We start from the raw sequence: 17,408 nt of genomic DNA, 5'->3' as shown, positions 1-17,408 counted from the left end.
CTCCTGGTATTTCGGGCCGCCGCCCAGGCCCGGTACACGCCCGGCCTGGGCTCACGCGGCTTGTCGCCGCGCCGGGGCATCCCTGCCCCGGATTAACCCGGCCTATATTTATAGGCCGGGTTAATAACCAAATATTTGCGAGCCGCTTCACGGATAGGTAAGGGCGATGATCTTTATAACGAAACCATCTCGAAGACAGGGGTGGATCAGTGCTTATAATGACACGGTGTCTTGCGTCCGATGCAATTCCCGGTGAACTTCGGCACCGCCGGAGGTAGCGAGGAAATCGAGGTCCGGTTTACCTAAGGTTGGCAGTCAGGAGGAGGGTATTACTCTCTCTTACGTCGGAATTATCGTCCACCACCCGCATCTCTGCGTTAGGCGATGGCACTGATGTCTTAGAGACGGGAAGGGTGGTCCCTTCGTCAATCGTCGGCAAACGGATGCTGAACGTGGAGCCGAGTCCAGCGCCAGGACTTGATGCCGTTACTTGTCCGCCGTGTAGTTCCACTAGCCGTTTTACCAGGGTAAGCCCAATGCCTAGTCCGCCCTGAGACCGATCCAGGGTACGCGTACCCTGCTGGAATAGCCCAAAGATCGTCGGCAATAGTTCCGTCGAGATGCCAGTGCCGTTGTCCCGCACCTGGATCTCGACTTCGCCCCCGAGCCGTTGGACATCAACCTCGATCCGGCTGCCTTCCGGAGAGTATTTGCTGGCATTGTCGAGCAGGTTAAGCAACACTTGAGACAGGCGCACGGAATCGCCCTCCAACATTATCGGTTGGTTAGGCAGACAAGCATCGAGATGTTGTTGTTTGGCCGAGATGAGGCCTTGTGCCGTCTCCAAGACGGATTTAATCACTTCTACAAGGTCAAGCCGCTCTTTCTTCAGCGAAATTTTGCCGCGCGCGATACGGGAGACGTCCAGTAGATCGTCGACCAGGCGAGCGAGGTGCGTCACCTGTCGCTTAATGATGTCCTTAGCCCAGTGAAACCGCGTGTCTTCCAGCTTCAGCATGTCCAAAATGTGGGTTGCGTTGCTGATGGGGGCCAGCGGATTTCGGAGTTCATGAGCCAGCATGGCCAGGAATTCGTCCTTATGTTGATCGGCTTTGCGCAGAGCAGCCTCGGCCTGTTTGCGCGAAGATATATCGCGGCTCACGATGGCGATGCCAACCGGTTCGCCCGTGCTGTCTTTGATGAAGAACACGTTGTAGATCATCCAGATGGCGGCGCCGGTCTTGAAATGCCGGAACCTGATTTCCACATCGGCGTGGCCCTCGCGCATAACGCGCGGGAAAAATTCTTCAAGGATGAAGCGCTGGTCTTCGGGGAAGAAAAATTCCTGGATCGGTGTTCGGATGCACTGCTCCAGGCTGTCTATGCCGATCAGGCGCATGCCGGCTTCGTTGATGTAAAACGGCGTGAAATTCATGTCGCATATGCCGATGAAATCCATGCTGTTATCGGCCAGCGAAACGAACTTTTGCCGTTCCAGCTCCATGTGCTTGCGCTCGGTAATGTCACGCAGGGCGATGACGTAGCCGGATTGCCCGTCCCATTCGATCGGTGTAGAGCGCATTTCCGCCCAGGCGAGTCCGTTCGGACGGATTAAATTAATGTCCTGATGGCTGTTTTTATCAGGATTGATCGGAATCGCCAGCGATTGACCGACTATCGGGCTTCGCGCCAGCAGGGTTTCGGCAGCTTGGTTGGCATAGAGTACGACACCCTGGCTGTCTACAACCAAAACGCCGTCGGTGATAGTGTCGAGGATCAGATCAAGCTTGCGAAGCCGGGTGTTCATGGTCGATAAGCGTGCTTAAACGATGATGGTTTGTACGCCGATTCCTTTCGCTTGAGTGGTAATGGCCGCCATGATCGAAGGAGCCCGCGACAAGTCACCGAGCAGTTTCAATACGGGTTCCGGCATGTCGCGCACCAGCATCGGCGTTGCAAACACGTCCTTTTCCAATGCTTTTTCCGGCATGCCCAAGACTTCGACGACATCTAAAACCCATTGTCCGGGATCGTAAAGATTGGCGAGCGCAGTGGAAATCTGCTCGACCAGACGGCGGGTTTCACTGTTCAGGGACACCACATACAGGGTTAGAACCAGTTTGTGCTGGTTTGCGCGCCGTTCTTCCTGAGGATTGCCGATACGGGCAATCTGGGCGAGATTGCGAATTTGTGCGGAAGACAGCGGCTTGCTGGCCAGTTCGAACTGAAAGCCTTCCTCATTGATGCCTTTCAGTTGCTCCATGTATTCGTTGGCAAAGGCGGTGACGATGTAAACGTTCAGCGTTTCGTCAATGGTTTTCAGACGGCGCAAGGTTTCCACGCCATCGATGCCGGGCATGCGCAGATCGAGAAAAATCAGATCGGGGCGTTCCGCGCGGGCCAGCTCGATGCCTTGTAAACCGTTCTCGGCTACGCGAACCGAGAAACCGTCATTTTCCAGAATCAGCTTGAAGGCGCTGCGCACTGCCGGGTCGTCATCTATTACCAGAATTTTGCTTGCCATAACCTTGTATATCGTTTCTCTTATGTATCGAATTCAAATGCTCAAACATGGGGAAAGCGTAGCCGCATGCAGCAGCCGTGCCCCTGTAAACTCTCCACCTGTATATGGCCGCCGACATCCTGAACCAGACGGCGGATGACCGACAAACCCAGTCCGGTGCCTTTTCCGGGAGGCTTGGTGGTAAAGAACGGATCGAAAATTTTGGTTTGCACCTCTTGCGGGATGCCGGGACCGTTGTCGGCCACGCTCAGTTCTAACATGCCGTCCACGGGCCTGAGCATGATTCTGATTTGTGGTTGCTGGCTATCGACTAGTGCGTCGCGGGCGTTAATGATCAGATTGACCAGGATCTGCTGCAGACTGTCGGAGCTACAGCGAATGGCCGGCAGATCGTCGACGGCATCCACCTCGACCTTGATGCCGTGCTTGCCCAATTCGCCTTCCAGCAGCAATAGAGTTTGCCTGATCGCCTCCGCTATCTGGCAGGTGCCGCTCGGAGTCGATCGGTTGTGAACGAATACCAGCATGTTGCTGACGATCTTCTTGATACGGTGAATTTGCTGTAGCGCCTGATCGAGAATTTCCTTCGATTTGTCATCGGTGCTTCTGTCTGCGGCGAATTCGACGAAATTCATCACGCCCATCAGCGGATTGTTGATCTCATGCGCCACACCGCCGACCAGCGTCCCCAATGCCGAGAGTTTTTCCATCTGCAGCATGTGTTCCTGGTTTTCCTGTAGTTTCGTGTAGGCCTTCCGAGTTTGTTCCAGGAGGCGGGCGTTTTCCAGGGAAATCGCAGCCTGGGCGGTCAACAGTTCGGTCATGTCGGTTTTTTCAGTGGTAAATACACCTGCCGACAATCGATTTTCCAGATAAAGCAAGCCGATGAGTTCGTTTTGCTTGATGATCGGCAGACACAACACCGAACGCAGTTTTAGCGCCTGCACTTCCGCAGTGTCCTGAAACTCGCCCTCGGCCACCGCATCGTGCAGTAATACTTTTTTACGCGTGCGCAGTACGTAGTTGACGATAGCATGACTAATGCTGCTGCGGGTCTGTTTAAGACTGAGATACTCGCGATTGACGATGTGTTTTTCGCCGACATGGCTTTCCGCGGCGACCAGCAGTTCATCCGCTTCCTTGATCAGCAGGTAGCCATGCTGAGCCCCCGAGCTTTCCAGCACGACGCTCATGATTTTTTGCATGAGCCGATTCAGATCGACTTCCGCCGACAGGGCCAGCGCGGATTTGATCAGATAATTGAAATCGAGATTCGGCAGCGTAGCCGGCTTGTCGAGGGCGACAGTTTTTTCGGCACGAACTGGGTAGTCCGCTTCAGTATAAGGGAGGCGTTGCTGCAATTGCGCGTTTTTGCGATCGGCGCCGCACGCCCGGTAGATACGTCGCGCCGCGCCGTAATAAAGTCCGGCATCGCCGAGATTGCCGGCTGCCATGACATCAGCCAATGCTTCGTATAAATGGCCGGTGAGCAGGCCGTAGTTTTGTTCCTGGGCGACCGCGATCGCATCCAAATACAAGTTGCGGGCCTCGCGCGTTTGGTTTCGAGCGCGGGCGATCTCGGCATGAACAAAGGCCAAAAAGGGTTTCAGCAGGGGGCCGAGACGGGCCCAGGTTTCCAGTTCGGCCAGCAACGGCGCAATTTCCGCTTCAAGCGCCGGCCAGTCGGCACCCTCCGGCCAGCGCAGGCGATTGACGATACGGAAGACATACCAGAGCCGTTTCAGCACGTTATCGGTCAAACCGTGCAGATAGCGTTCCACCGTGTGCAAGGACACCGCTGCCGCGGCGTAATCGCCTAAATAATGGTGGGCAAAACCCAGCAGCGCAAAATAACTGCCGGAAGCGGCGACATAATTGTCGGCTTCCCAGCGCGCCAGGGTTTCGGTCATGTCCACCGGCTGGTAATCGGGTTTCATCGGCGCCACCCAGCCGGCCAGCACGGCTTCGGCGAGGCCGACCGAGAACGACAGTTGGTTCTTGCGGGAAAAATGCAGGCATTCCTCGGCGGCTTCTTCGACCAGGCGCAGATCTTTGCCCTGCACCTGCAAATTCCACATCAAGGGGCCGTAGGACAGGCCGGCGTTATACAGGTCGCCGCAATTCTTGCCGCACTGTATGGCTTTGTGGCAGTAATCGACGATCTCGGCCGGATGGCTGCGCGAATGCATGTTGCACCAGACGATGCCGTTCATGCCGCGGGTGGCGCCAAAGGTATTGGGGTGTCTTTCACACAGGTCGTGGGCCAGATCCTGATAACGGAACGCGAGTTCGAACTTGCCCTGCTCGCCGAGATTGAGGCCCATGATCGAAAACGAGTAAATCACCGATTCGTCCATGCCGCCCTGCAGGCAATGCAGGGTCGATTGCGCGGCGGACAGATACAGCTGCGGCACCAGGCCGGACATATAAAGATCCGGAATGAGCTCGCTGTAAAACGCCAGCTCGATCTTGCTCTTGCGGTCCTGGGTAAAAGGCATGTGCAGGATCGTCGTCCAGACGTCGCCTTGCCGTTCGATTTCCGCCATTAAGGCCCGCATTCGCTGGTGAGCGATCTCGGCTTGTTCGGGGATTGATTTATCGAAGTAGGCCAGGCCTCGGTTGGCAGTCGCTATCGCCTCGTTGAAGTTGCCGAACGAGGACAGCGACGTGGTCTGTTCCGCCAGGGCTTCGGCTTTGTCCAAGTCGCTGGCGGCGTATTCGATCAAATGATTGAGCAGCGCTTCCGATCGTTCATAACGGCCGCACATCAACTCGGTCTTGGCCAGACGCTGGTATATGCGAAAGGTCAGATCGTAGGCCTGTTGCCAGCAATCGTCGGGCAGGTAGTCGTGGGCTTTCTGGAAAAAGTCGTTGGCGGCATCGCCGGCCAGCGCATCCAGCGCCTTGTTGCCGGCATGGAAGTTGATATCGACCAGCCGATACGCCAGCTCAGGTTCCATCTCCGCCGGGCGGCCCAGGTTGAGGTGGGCGGCGATGGTAAACAAGTTATCGAGGAGTTCGAGATGGGTTCCCGCCGGCACCGCTTGCAGCAGGCGGTTGCCGATGCGCCAGTGAATCGCGGGTTTGGCCTCAGTGTCGACCTGGCGCAGCACCGCTTCCTGAACCCGGTCGTGGACGAATTGCAGATCGGATTTGTTTTCCAGCAGCATCCCCAGATTCAAGACCGGCTTCAAATCCTCAAACAGCTTTTCAATGGGAATGTCCAACACCAGCGCCACGTCTTCGACGCTGAAACGGTTGCCCATGCAGGCACAGTGGTCGAGTATATGCAGGGTCTTGACCGGCAGTTTGCTCACCTTGGAGCTGAACAATTCAACTACCGAAGTCGGCATCTGCGTGTCGCGAATCCGCTTGATGTCCCAGTGCCAGTGGTGTTCGGCATCGGTGTTCAGCAAGTTCTCGTTATACAGCCATGCCAAACTTTCGCTGACGAACAGCGGGTTACCTTCGGTGAGGTGGGCGATAAATTCCGCCAGATTGGCCGTGGCTTCCAGCGAAGAGTCGAGGATGTAGGCCACCATTTCATGACAGTCGGCGTCGGTGAGCGCCTCCAGGCGAATTTCCGCGAACGGACCGTTGTTTTCCTGAATCTTGCGGATCAGCTTGCTGAGCGGATGGCTGCCGTCGACTTCGTTGTGCCGATAGGCGCCCATGAAAAACAAATAGGGATGTTCATCATGGTTGTCGAACAGGTTTTGCAGAAAGTCGAAGGTTGCGCTGTCGCACCATTGCAGGTCGTCGATGAACAGTACCAGCGGATTGTCTTCGCTGGCGAGACAAGCGAGAAACCGGCCGAACAAATTGTTGAAACGATGGCGGGCTTCCACCGGAGGCAGATGCGGCACTTCAGGCTGCCGTCCGATGATGAATTCCAGTTCCGGCAACACGTCGATGATGACGCTTCCGTTGTTCTCGACGACATCGAGTATTTTCTTCCGCCACTGCTGAACCTGCAGATCGCTTTCGGTCAAGAAGATGCGCATTAGATTGCGCAAGGCCTGAATCAGCGAGCTGTAGGGGATGTTTTTCTGATACTGGTCGAATTTGCCGGAGGTGAAGTAACCGCGATTCTTGACCAGCGGTTTTTGCAGTTCCTGAATCAGCCGGGTTTTGCCGATGCCGGACAGTCCGGAAATAAATACCGAGCGGAATTTGCCGCTGATGACCTCGTCATATTGCTCCCGTATCAGCTCGCTTTCGTGCTGGCGGCCCACCATCTTCGAGATGAAGATGACCCGACGGCTACGATCGTGCAGGCCGATCGTGAACGCTGATACGCTGCCGGTGGCGGCGTACTCGTCCTTGCAGCGGATTAGGTCGGCCAGTAACCCTGCGGTGCTTTGGTAACGCTTCTCCGGCTGCTTGACGGTAAGTTTGGCAATGATGTCGGCCAAAGCTTGGGGAATCTGCGGTTTGAGCTGATTGACTCTAGGCGTTTCCTCAGCCAGATGCGAGTGAATCAGTTCCAGTGGATCGCTGGAAAAAAACGGCAGCTGACCGGTCAGCAGCTCATAAAACACGATCCCTAATGAATACAAATCGGTGGAAAAATCCACGCGATAATTGATGCGGCCAGTCTGTTCCGGCGAGGTGTAGGCCAAGGTATGGCGTACGAATTCCGGATCGTAGATGAAATGGCTGACGTCACGAATGTCGAGCGGGGTGATGAAATCGGTCAGCCGGAGCGTCAGCGTCCCCGGTTGAATCAGAATATTATGGGGCTTTATGCCGCCGTGGGTAATGCCGGCATCATGTACCGCGTGCAGCGTATCGGCCAGCGTACAAGCCAGCGTAAAAAAATCGTTGAGATCGAGTTTATTTTGGTGTGCCACCCAATGATTCAGCGTTTGGCCCGCGAACCAGGACTGAACGATAAACTGAAGGTCGCCGTAGGACTCCAGCGCGAGCGGCGTACAAACCCGCGGATCGTGCAGCACTTTCAGGCGTTCGATCTTCTGGCGCAGATGCCGCGACTGATCGTCCCAGCTCGACAGCTGCTTCAGCAGTTTGATGACCAGCGGTTGGTCGGGGACGTGTATGTGGTAGCCCTTGAATACCGAGGCCTGCAAGCTTTCTCCGAGTTTTTCGGTAGCGATGTAGTTGCCCAGTGTTGGCAGGCCCTGCGGTTGATGCTTTGTTGTTATATCAACTGCTTGCGCTATGCTCTCTGGAACGTGAGGTATGCCAGGCATGATGAAGTAATCTCAGGCTAAAGCCGAAGGCCTTGCGACGGTGAAGTCGCGAGGCTTGAATAAGAGCGGGGCTGTCGCGAACCGCCATATGATGATCCGTTAATATCCACCCACCGAATGTGGTTTAGGCCATGTTAACACAATGTCTGTTAGACTTCGCGCATGGAGCTCAGTGAATCTCAATATCAACAAATCGCCCACTGTCTGCCGCGCCAGCGCGGTAATGTGCGTCTCTCGAATCTCCAGGTGCTCAATGCGATCTTATATGTCGCCAAACATGACTGCACGTGGCGCAGCTTGCCGCCGCGCTTTGGCCCCTGGCACACCGTGTATACCCGCATGATGCGCTGGGCCAAAAGCGGCGTGCTCGACCGGGTGTTCGAGCAATTGCAGCACCAGCAGATCATTCAGATCAAAATCGAAATTGTTCCGGTCAAGATCGAAGCGGTGCCGTTGGATAGTACGGTCATCGAGATACATACGGATGGCACCGGCGCATTAAGGAAAACGGCCGCCAAGCCGTTGGCAAGCCGCGCGCCCGATGGAACACCAAAATTCGTGTGGTTGCCGCGAATGAATGCTGTGCTATAACCTTTGCCCTCTCTTCCGGCTATGCCCATGATATCCCGAAAGATCGTCCAGTGCTGTCGGGTTCGAGGGCTCCGCCGGTCTCCCGCTGCCTCATCATGGACCGCGCCAGCGCAGGCGACGAAATCCTTCAACTCGCGCTCGATCTGAGTACCTAGGTTCGTTACGCTCAATGCGACCGCTTGCCGCCCTAGGAGTACTACCTCGCGACGTTCCGCACGCGCAAAAAGGTCTGGTTTGGTCCATCGACTCAAAGGGTTTCGCCGATTCTTCTCTCGCTTCGATAATCTGGACCTGATATTTGCGGCGGTTATTCATTTCGCCTTTCATCGAAGTACTCAGGTTGTGTTAACAGGCCTTGGTGCTATAGCCGCATTTACATTCTAACGACGCCGGGTGATCGGCTGAGGAGACGATTCTATACGGCAGTAGGAGAGTACGCTGACGGTGCTGCACCAGTGGATTGTCGAGCCGTCATCACCGGGCCTTGCAGGAGGCCGCGGACACGGTGATGCCGCCGCCACTGAATCCAATTGCCACTGCACCACCTCTGCGCTGATGCGCGCCGAACGGGCGCGGGCCGACCATCGGACCTACCGCCTGGCTCGTCATGAAGCGGTCGTGAACCTGAGGCAACAAAGCTGGTCGTTTCGGGCGATTGCCCACCATTTCGATCTTGAGTGCATTATCGTACGGCGTTTCCTACGGGCCGAAGGCATTCCAGAGCGGGCGTTTCGGGCGCCGGTCCCCGGCCTCATTGATCCGCTCCGGCCGCACTTGCCGCAGCGCTGGCGGAACGGGTATCCATAACGCCCGGCGGTTGTTCCAAGAGATCGCCCAGCAGGGCTTCTTAGGATCGGAAAGCCTGGTGCGGCGGGCCGTTCAAGGATGACGGATTCCTTCGGTCGCTGCAGATAAGGCGCAGAACCGCGCGGTCGTGCGACCGGTTCCCCACGCTCCCCGTTGGGCGAGTTTTTGGTTTGTTGCTTGGAGGTAGGCCTGGCTCGGTCCCAGGCCTACCTCCGGGCAACAAACCAGAAGAATGGAAGAGGCGAGAGTGTGCCGCTGAATCGGGAAGTACGGGAAGCGATCCTATCGCGAGCACGGTTCAGAGCTACGCACTGCCCGGCTTCGCCCTGGTTTTTCGCTCACCGGACGGAACGCGGCTTGGCTCGATACGGAAGGGATTCGAAGGGGCTTATAAAAGGCGGGAATCGAGGACTTTCATCCGCGTGACCTGCGTCACACCTGTGCGGCCTGCTTGGTTCAGGCTGGAGTTTAGATCCGGGAGGTAGCGGAACTCCTACGGCATTCAGACATCCGGGTAACGATGCGTTATGGCCATCTTTCGCCGGAGAATGTCAGGGCTGCGGTGAAGGCCCTTGAAGGAGATCGGTCACGATCTGGCCATGCTGTGACTTTGATCGAGTAGGAGAAGACGGGATAACCAATTGATTAAATTGGTCGGGGTGAGAGGATTCGAACCTCCGGCCACTGCCTCCCGAAAGCAGTGCTCTACCAGGCTGAGCTACACCCCGGAAATTGGATTTTAATAGCTTCGTTCGACCGATAAGTGGGCCAGCTGAACGAGTGCGTCCTTGTAGTCTGATGCGGGAAGTGCATTGAGCAGTTCGACCGCTTTGTTTGCTTCTTCCCTAGCGCGCCGTGCAGTGTACGCGATTGCGTCCGTAGATTCAACGATTTCGTAAACTTCGCGGAACGCATCGCGGTTGCCGTTCTCGATAGCGTCCCGAAGTGCGGCGGCCTGCGATGCATTGCCGTGCTCGATGGCATAGATCAGAGGCAGCGTCGGTTTGCCTTCGGCCAGGTCATCACCGAGATTTTTTCCGAGCTCTTCGGGATTCGCCATGTAATCCAGGGCATCGTCGATCAACTGAAACGCAATGCCGAGGTGAAGGCCATAGTCCTTCAGCGCCAATTCGGTGGACTCGGGCGCTCCCGTTAGCACAGCGGCCAATTGTGCTGCGGCGCTGAACAAGATTGCGGTCTTGCGAGAGATGACTTCGAGGTACTTGTGTTCGGTTGTTGCGGGATTATTGCAATTGAGAAGCTGCAACACCTCGCCCTCGGCGATGGCTGTGGTGGTGCGGGAGAGAATCTCCATGATGCGGAGGTCCTGCACGCTCACCATCAATTCGAACGAGCGGGAATACAAGTAGTCGCCGACTAGAACGCTGGCCGAGTTTCCCCAAAGCGCATTGACGGTATTTCGCCCACGGCGCAGGGTCGATTCGTCGACCACGTCGTCGTGGAGGAGGGTAGCCGTGTGAATGAATTCGATGACTGCTGCAAGGGTGATGTGTTGCTGCCCTTGATATTGGAGAGCCTTGGAGACCAGCAGCAACAGCATCGGGCGCAGTCGTTTGCCGCCGCTGTTTACGATGTATCGGCCGATCTGATTGATAAGCAATACATCGGAACTGAGCTCGCGAAGAATGAGTCGGTCGACAGCCGACGTTTCTTCTTCTACCAAACAGCGGATACTTGTAAAGGCTGTTTTTGGATTTTGCGAAGCTGTCGTTGTGATCTGTGACGTAGTCAATATGCTCATTAAGGATGAAATTGCTCTCGCTGCGGCAGAGTCCTGCAAAACGCTGGAATGCTATGGATGAGAGGTCGGCGTGTCAAGCTAAAACGGTTTCGACTTGCCACTTAGCGTAGCCGAACGCCAGTCGATGCATCATAGATGGCCGTTGGACCGCGCAGTCCTCCGAGTCGTCCGGGGAAGATCAGGACGCGCCCGGTAGAGAAATGCTTGCGAGCCGATATCGGCGTACGGGCTGGCGGCCGGCCGCTTTTGTTGGCGCTGGTCGATATGATCGGCCCGCCGAAAGCGCGGCATAGGGCGGCCGCATCGGGATGAGCCGTGACGCGGACGGCCAGCGTCGCGTGTTCGCCTCGGAGCCAAGCCGGTACCCAGCTAGCAGCGGGAACGATCCAGGTGACCGGTCCGGGCCAGGTCGCCAAGAGTCGGCTCCGCATAAATTCGGTCGGGATGTCGAGATAAGGTTCGATCTGATCGAATTCTGCGGCAATGAGGATCAGTCCTTTCGCCGAGGGTCGTTCCTTTAAAGCCAGGAGCCGGCGTACCGCATCTTGGTCGAGAGGGTCGCAGCCGAGTCCGTACACGCCCTCGGTCGGATAGGCGATAATGCCTCCGCGACGCAGGTGACTCGCCGCGAGCCTCAGACGAAACGGCGAGAGCATTTTTTCCTTGGCCCGCGGTCGAAAACGCTAGGTTGCGGATTCGGCCAGCGGTTCGCCTTCGTAAGGCGCCGCATAGCCGCATTCCTTGCGAGGACAGACTTTTTCCGTGCCGCGCCGCTTGGTGACTTTCAGCGTCAGGATCGGCCAGCCGCAGTTGGGGCAGGGCTCTGCGACAGGCGGGTTCCAGACGGCGTAGGTGCAACTGGGATAGGTATTGCAGGAGAAGAATAATTTTCCGAAGCGCGACTTCCGCTTGATCAATTGGCCCTTATTGCATTCAGGACAACGTACCCCGGTGTTCTCCGGTTTTTCGAGCGGTTCGATATGCTTGCACTTGGGATAATTGCTGCAGCCTATGAACTTCCCGAACCGACCGGTCTTGATGACCAGCGGCGAGGAGCATTCGGGGCAGACCTTTCCTTCCACGACTTCCGGCGCGGCGGGCGCGGCTTCCCCGTTGATGTTGCGGGTGTATTTGCACTCGGGATAATTGGTACAGCCGATGAAGCGGCCGTTACGTCCGAGGCGTATGGATAGCTGTCCGCCGCATTCGGGGCATGCTTCGTCTAGCGATTCGTGAGTAACGTCCGCGCGTCTCAAGCTTTCATCCTTGGCATCGATCAGCGACTTGAACGGATACCAAAACTCGCGCATCAGCGGAATCCAATTTCTTTCGCCGCGCGAGACGGCGTCCAGATCGTCTTCCAAATTGGCGGTGAAGTTGTAGTCGACGTATTGGGTGAAGTGCTCCGTCAAGAATTTGTTGACGATGCGCCCCACGTCCGTCGGATGGAACCGCTTGTTTTCCAGCACGACGTAATGACGCTGCTGCAGGGTCGAGATAATGGCCGCGTAAGTCGACGGCCGGCCGATGCCGTACTCCTCCAACGCCTTGACCAGGCTTGCTTCCGTATAGCGCGGCGGCGGTTCGGTGAAGTGCTGAGCGGTGACGATATCGAGCAGATCGACCCATTGGCCTTCTTTCAGCGCGGGCAATAAACTTTCGTCGTCTTCGGTGGATACGTCGTCCCTGCCTTCGAGGTAGACGCTCATAAAGCCCGGATTCACCACCGTCGAGCCTGTTGCGCGAAATACGCCCATCGTGCCGCAGGACAGGTCGACCGAGACCGTTTTGATGGTGGCGTGAATCATCTGGCAAGCGACGGTCCGCTTCCAGATCAGGTTGTAAAGCTTGTATTGCTCGGGACTGAGATAAGGCTTGACTTGTTCCGGCAGCCGAAAAGCCGATGTGGGCCGAATGGCTTCGTGGGCTTCCTGAGCGTTCTTGCTCTTGGTTTTGTATAGAGGCGGCTGCTTGGGCAGGTTTTCTTTGCCGAACCGGGACGCGATCAGCTCACGAATTTCCTGTACCGCTTCATTGGCGAGATTGACCGAATCGGTACGCATGTAGGTGATCAGCCCGGTGGTTTCGCCCCCCAGGTCGATACCTTCGTAAAGCTGTTGGGCGATTGCCATGGTGCGCTTGGTGGTGAACCCCAGCTTGCGAGCCGCTTCCTGCTGCAAAGTGGAGGTAATGAACGGTGCCGCGGGATTCTTTTTGCGCTCTTTCTCCTCAATCTTCACCACCCGGAGCTTGCCGTTGGCCTCCGCAAGCAGCGAGTTCCTAATCTGGCTCGCCTGTTCTTCAGTGACGATGCTGAACTGTTCCAGCTTCGCGCCGTTCAGGTTGATGAGCCGGGCGCGGAACTTCTGCCCCTCGGTGCTGGCGTCGGCATCGAGAGTCCAATATTCCCGAATCTGGAAGTTCTCGATTTCGATCTCGCGCTCGACAATCATCCGGAGTGCCGGGCTTTGCACCCGTCCGGCGGATAGGCCTCGCCGAATCTTTTTCCACAGCAAGGGCGACAGCTTAAAGCCGACCAGATAATCCAGTGCACGGCGCGCCTGCTGCGCATTGATCAGGTCGGTAGAGAGCGCTTTGGGGTGTTTGATCGCCTCGGTAATGGCGCGCTTGGTGATTTCATGGAAAACGACACGGTGTACCGGTTTATTGTCGAGCACCTTGCGGTTTTTCAGGATCTCGTAGATATGCCACGAAATGGCCTCGCCTTCGCGGTCCGGGTCGGTCGCGAGGAACAAGGCGTCAGCTTTCTGAGCAGCTTTGGCGATGGTTTGTACGTGCTTCTCGTTTCTCTCGATGAGTTCATACTTCATCGCGAAATCATGATCGGGATCTACTGCTCCTTCTTTGGGAACAAGGTCACGGACATGGCCATAGGATGCATAGACCTGAAAATCTCGGCCGAGATATTTTTCAATGGTCTTGGCTTTTGCTGGTGATTCAACAATGACCAGGTTTTGGCTCATCGGAGTTAATAAGGTGCGAGCTATTTGCGTTTAAGAATAAACGATTCTCCGGTTTCTTCTGCGGAGAAGAAATGGAGAAACGGGTGATGTATCAATGCAGATAATTAGGCAGGCTCTCGTAGACGAGATTTTCCATGCGCGCGAAAGCGATTTCTTCGTTGGGTTGGCTGAAAAGTACCATAAGCACAACCCACTTCAGGTTTTCCAGAGAGATGGCTTCTTCGTTGAATGCCATGACACGGTCGATGACCAGTTCGCGGCTTGCCGGCGTAAGGATTCCGCTTTGTTCCAGAAACATCAGGAGACCACGGCATTCGGCATCGAGCTTAGCCGTTTCCTGGGCGGAAAAGATACGAAATGCCGGCGAGGAAACAGGCTTGATCGCATTATGCTCGGCCAACGATTCTAGCCACTCAAAGGCTTTATTGATTTCGGTTTGAGGGAATCCCGCCTCCAAAAGTTCGGTGCGAATCATGTCGGGATCGGGTGTGAGCTCGACATCATCATCCATATAGTTTTCGAAAAGATAAATTAGGACATCGAATACGTTTTCTTTCATTGAGTGGTCTCAACTAAGGGATGCGCAACGGCTAGGAAATTTACTGGGTCCGGAAGTAGCATCCTCCGGGTGTAGAGGCAACATGACCTTGCAGTTCCAACATTAAAAGCATCGAGGCGATAGCTTCCGGCGTTTTTCCTGTGGCTGCCACTAGAGTATCCACAGAGGTTGGGTCGTACGCAATATATTTCAAGAGTTCCATATGGGGTTGGTTGTCGTCCGAATCGGTTTTGAACGAAGGTTTGTAGGCTTGGACGGATAATCGCGCCTCGAATTCCTCGACGATATCCTCAACCGTTTGGATCAGTTTTGCTCCGTTTTTTATCAATTCGTTGCAACCGCGGGAAAGCGGATTGTAAATCGAGCCGGGTACGGCGAAGACCTCGCGTCCCTGTTCGGCTGCGAGACGTGCAGTGATCAAGGATCCGGACCGCGGCGCGGCTTCGACGACCAGGGTACCCAAGGAAAGGCCGCTGATAATACGATTCCGACGGGGGAAATGATCGGCCTTGGGGCCGGTTCCGGGAGGGAATTCGGATACCAAGGCTCCGTTCTGGGCGATGATTTCGTGTGCCAGATTCTGATGACGGTACGGATATACTCGGTCCAATCCCGTGGCGGCGACGGCTATGGTAACACCGCCCGCTTCGAGCGCTCCGGAATGCCCGGCGGCATCAATCCCCAATGCCAGCCCGCTGGTGACAGCAAAGCCAGCGGAGACTAAGCCTGACGCGATTTCTCGCGCAATCCGCCGACCGGACGGCGACGGATTTCTGCTGCCGACAACTGCAATCTGGCGAAATGAAAGGGCCGAAACGTCCCCTTTAACGAAGATCAGCGGGGGCGGATCGGATATTTCGCGCAGCAGCGCGGGATATCGAGGATCGTGCAGCGTGAGGCAATCGTGGCCCGACGCACTCAGCCATTGCAAATCGGCTTCCACGGCCAGCCAATCCGGATGGCAGAGATAGACGATGGTTTCTTCTTTAAGACCTAAGGCGGCTAGATCAGCCGCCTTGGTTTCGAAGAGGATTCTAGGACTGTGGAAATGGGCGAGAATGGCGCAGAACCGCCGGCTTCCGATGAGCGGTGCTCGATGCAGTGCCAGCCAGTAGCGCAGGTCTTCTAAGCTTTCCGCGGAGCAGCCTGTCGTCAAGGGGTTGCAGCAATGTCTGACACGTGTATCGCACGTGTTGCGTTCATGACCAGCGCATAACTGACGCGTTCGAAGGGGCGGAAGATCATCAACAAGCCGGCGTGTTCGTCGGGCAAGGCCACGGTTTCGCCGGGTCTCTGGCTTACGATATCCCGTATCGGACGTGCGCTTTGATAAATGTCGAGAACGTGTCCGGTTTCGATGCCGTCGGCGGTTCCTTTGTCGATCACCACGACCTGGTATTGGCCGATCTGCGAGACCCCATCCAAGACACTGATGATATGGGCTTCGATATCTTGCTCGGGCGCACGTGGCTGGAAATAAAGCTCGATTTTTTCTTGCTCGACCGGCATGAGCCGGTCGCCGATAATGGCTTCGCGCTGGGCGCGGGTCAACACCAGTGTTGCCGGGTCGCCGATACGTTGCAGTTGGGCGTCGGCTACGTAGATCGCTTCATAGCCGAGAATGTCGCCGGTGACTGGGTCCTGGTAGGCCGGGCCCGGTCTGAACAAGGTAAATGCCTGGTTCGTGCCGTCTTCGACCGCACGCACGTAAATCCCGTCGCCGATCCCTCCCACGATATGCTCGTCGACAAACGCCACGATATATGGCGCATCCGGTAATTCGCGCTTGTTGACGACCCTGGGTCTACTCAGAAACTGACGGATCGCGTCCATGGGGATAAGCGGCACGGCTCGGGCGATCGGGCTGACTCGAACTTCCGGGCTCAGGCGTACTTCGGACGGCGTTTCGATTTGCAGGCGGGGCTCGCCGTTTACGTAGCTCAGGGCGATCACGTCGCCCGGATAAATAAGATGCGGATTTGCGATTTGGGGGTTGTTTTGCCAAATTTCCGGCCACTGCCAGGGCTTGCTCAAGAACTTACCGGAGATGCCCCATAGCGTGTCTCCCTGGACTACGGTGTATCGGTCCGGATGATTCGGATTTAGCTGAATGTGATCGGCCGACACCGTGCCGACGACGAACGATAAGGCAATACCGATAATGATTCGAAGCGTCATCTTGTCTCCTGCTCATCACGCATGGCGCGGCCATTCGAGTGTGGGAAGCGCTGGACTCACTGCAAGAATTTGTTCGCGATAAGGCATGTGCAACTTTCAAAAACCAATCGAGTCTTAAGGAACGGCGTTCAAAGTCTAGTTGAATTTCGTTAGAATTCCATTGACTTAGGTATTCAGCGTCCACGATAAACGTTATGGCCATCTTAACCATTCTTGAATTTCCCGATGACCGGCTCCGCAAGAAAGCGGTTCCCGTGCCCGTGGTCGACGAGTCGATCAAGCGGCTTGTGGACGACATGTTCGAAACGATGTACGCCGCTCCCGGCGTAGGTCTTGCCGCAACGCAGGTCAACGTCCAAAAACGCATCGTGGTCATCGATGTGTCCGAGGAAAAGAACACCCCGGTTTGCCTGATCAACCCCGAGATCGTGGAGAAGGACGGGAGCGAGGAAATGGATGAGGGTTGCTTGTCGGTTCCCGGTGTTTTCGAAAAGGTAACTCGCGCCGAGACGGTCAAGATTCGTGCATTGGACCGCAATGGCGATGCTTTCGAACTTGAAACCGATGGCCTCCTCGCGGTCTGCATCCAGCACGAGATCGACCATCTGGATGGAAAGTTGTTCGTCGATTATCTCTCGCCGTTGAAACGCCAGCTTATCCGTAAGAAACTGAAAAAGGATCAGCGGCAGCGGACCTCACAGCAGCCGCAGAAAACACGGGCAGTCGTCTGATTTCAAGTCTCCCGATACTTCGGGGGAGTAGGATTCGCTCCGGGCGGAGAGGGTCCTTC

Annotated in this window: 11 protein-coding genes, 1 tRNA gene and 1 pseudogene; 3 read left to right on the top strand and 10 right to left on the bottom strand. The window is 56.0% G+C overall.

Going from position 1 to position 17,408, the window contains the following annotated elements:
* Positions 1-298: 298 nt before the first annotated feature.
* Genes ABJK70_RS03025 through ABJK70_RS03015 form a run of 3 tightly spaced genes read right to left on the bottom strand, consistent with a single transcriptional unit; the run spans position 299 to position 7,737 of the window.
* The gene (locus ABJK70_RS03025) at positions 299-1,807 is read right to left on the bottom strand and encodes a PAS domain-containing sensor histidine kinase (RefSeq protein ID WP_347257390.1); all 1,509 of its coding nucleotides are present in this window, start codon (positions 1,805-1,807) and stop codon (positions 299-301) included.
* A gap of 15 nt (positions 1,808-1,822) precedes the next feature.
* Entirely contained in the window at positions 1,823-2,524 is a 702-nt protein-coding gene (locus tag ABJK70_RS03020) for a response regulator (protein WP_077730190.1), read from the bottom strand.
* A gap of 41 nt (positions 2,525-2,565) precedes the next feature.
* The gene (locus tag ABJK70_RS03015) at positions 2,566-7,737 is read right to left on the bottom strand and encodes an AAA family ATPase (RefSeq protein WP_347257389.1); all 5,172 of its coding nucleotides are present in this window, start codon (positions 7,735-7,737) and stop codon (positions 2,566-2,568) included.
* Between the two features lie 162 nt (positions 7,738-7,899).
* Between ABJK70_RS03015 and ABJK70_RS03010 the strand changes: the two are divergent.
* Together ABJK70_RS03010 and ABJK70_RS03005 are read left to right on the top strand one after the other, a co-directional pair.
* Positions 7,900-8,712, top strand: a pseudogene (locus tag ABJK70_RS03010) (IS5 family transposase).
* A gap of 60 nt (positions 8,713-8,772) precedes the next feature.
* Complete coding sequence (locus ABJK70_RS03005) at positions 8,773-9,135, top strand: hypothetical protein (protein ID WP_347257388.1); 363 nt, start codon at positions 8,773-8,775, stop codon at positions 9,133-9,135.
* Positions 9,136-9,786: 651 nt separating this feature from the next.
* Here ABJK70_RS03005 and ABJK70_RS03000 read toward each other — a convergent pair.
* From ABJK70_RS03000 to ABJK70_RS02970, 7 genes are all read right to left on the bottom strand, one after another.
* Positions 9,787-9,863 (bottom strand) — tRNA-Pro (locus tag ABJK70_RS03000).
* An 11-nt stretch (positions 9,864-9,874) separates the two neighbouring features.
* The gene (gene ispB, locus ABJK70_RS02995; RefSeq protein ID WP_077731610.1) at positions 9,875-10,897 is read right to left on the bottom strand and encodes an octaprenyl diphosphate synthase; all 1,023 of its coding nucleotides are present in this window, start codon (positions 10,895-10,897) and stop codon (positions 9,875-9,877) included.
* A 101-nt stretch (positions 10,898-10,998) separates the two neighbouring features.
* On the bottom strand, positions 10,999-11,553 hold the full coding sequence (locus ABJK70_RS02990; protein ID WP_086135545.1) for a Sua5/YciO/YrdC/YwlC family protein: 555 nt from the start codon (positions 11,551-11,553) through the stop codon (positions 10,999-11,001).
* A 27-nt stretch (positions 11,554-11,580) separates the two neighbouring features.
* Positions 11,581-13,881: a type I DNA topoisomerase gene (gene topA / locus ABJK70_RS02985; protein WP_077731608.1), complete on the bottom strand. Its 2,301-nt coding sequence runs from the start codon at positions 13,879-13,881 to the stop codon at positions 11,581-11,583.
* A 91-nt stretch (positions 13,882-13,972) separates the two neighbouring features.
* Positions 13,973-14,440, bottom strand: coding sequence for a DUF494 domain-containing protein (locus ABJK70_RS02980; RefSeq protein WP_077731607.1), 468 nt, complete (start codon positions 14,438-14,440; stop codon positions 13,973-13,975).
* A 40-nt stretch (positions 14,441-14,480) separates the two neighbouring features.
* Positions 14,481-15,596 (bottom strand): DNA-processing protein DprA, encoded by a 1,116-nt coding sequence (gene dprA, locus ABJK70_RS02975; protein ID WP_077731606.1) that lies wholly within the window; start codon positions 15,594-15,596, stop codon positions 14,481-14,483.
* On the bottom strand, positions 15,593-16,618 hold the full coding sequence (locus tag ABJK70_RS02970; protein WP_156881429.1) for a LysM domain-containing protein: 1,026 nt from the start codon (positions 16,616-16,618) through the stop codon (positions 15,593-15,595). Before ABJK70_RS02970 ends, dprA begins: the two co-directional genes overlap by 4 nt.
* 194 nt (positions 16,619-16,812) lie before the next feature.
* Between ABJK70_RS02970 and def the strand changes: the two genes are divergently transcribed.
* Positions 16,813-17,349, top strand: a complete 537-nt coding sequence (gene def / locus ABJK70_RS02965) for a peptide deformylase (RefSeq protein ID WP_077731604.1) — start codon at positions 16,813-16,815, stop codon at positions 17,347-17,349.
* Positions 17,350-17,408 lie beyond the last annotated feature (59 nt).

This window comes from Methylocaldum sp., from assembly GCF_039794385.1.
In the GTDB taxonomy this organism is placed as follows: domain Bacteria; phylum Pseudomonadota; class Gammaproteobacteria; order Methylococcales; family Methylococcaceae; genus Methylocaldum.
This window is presented reverse-complemented; position numbering and strand designations above follow the sequence as displayed.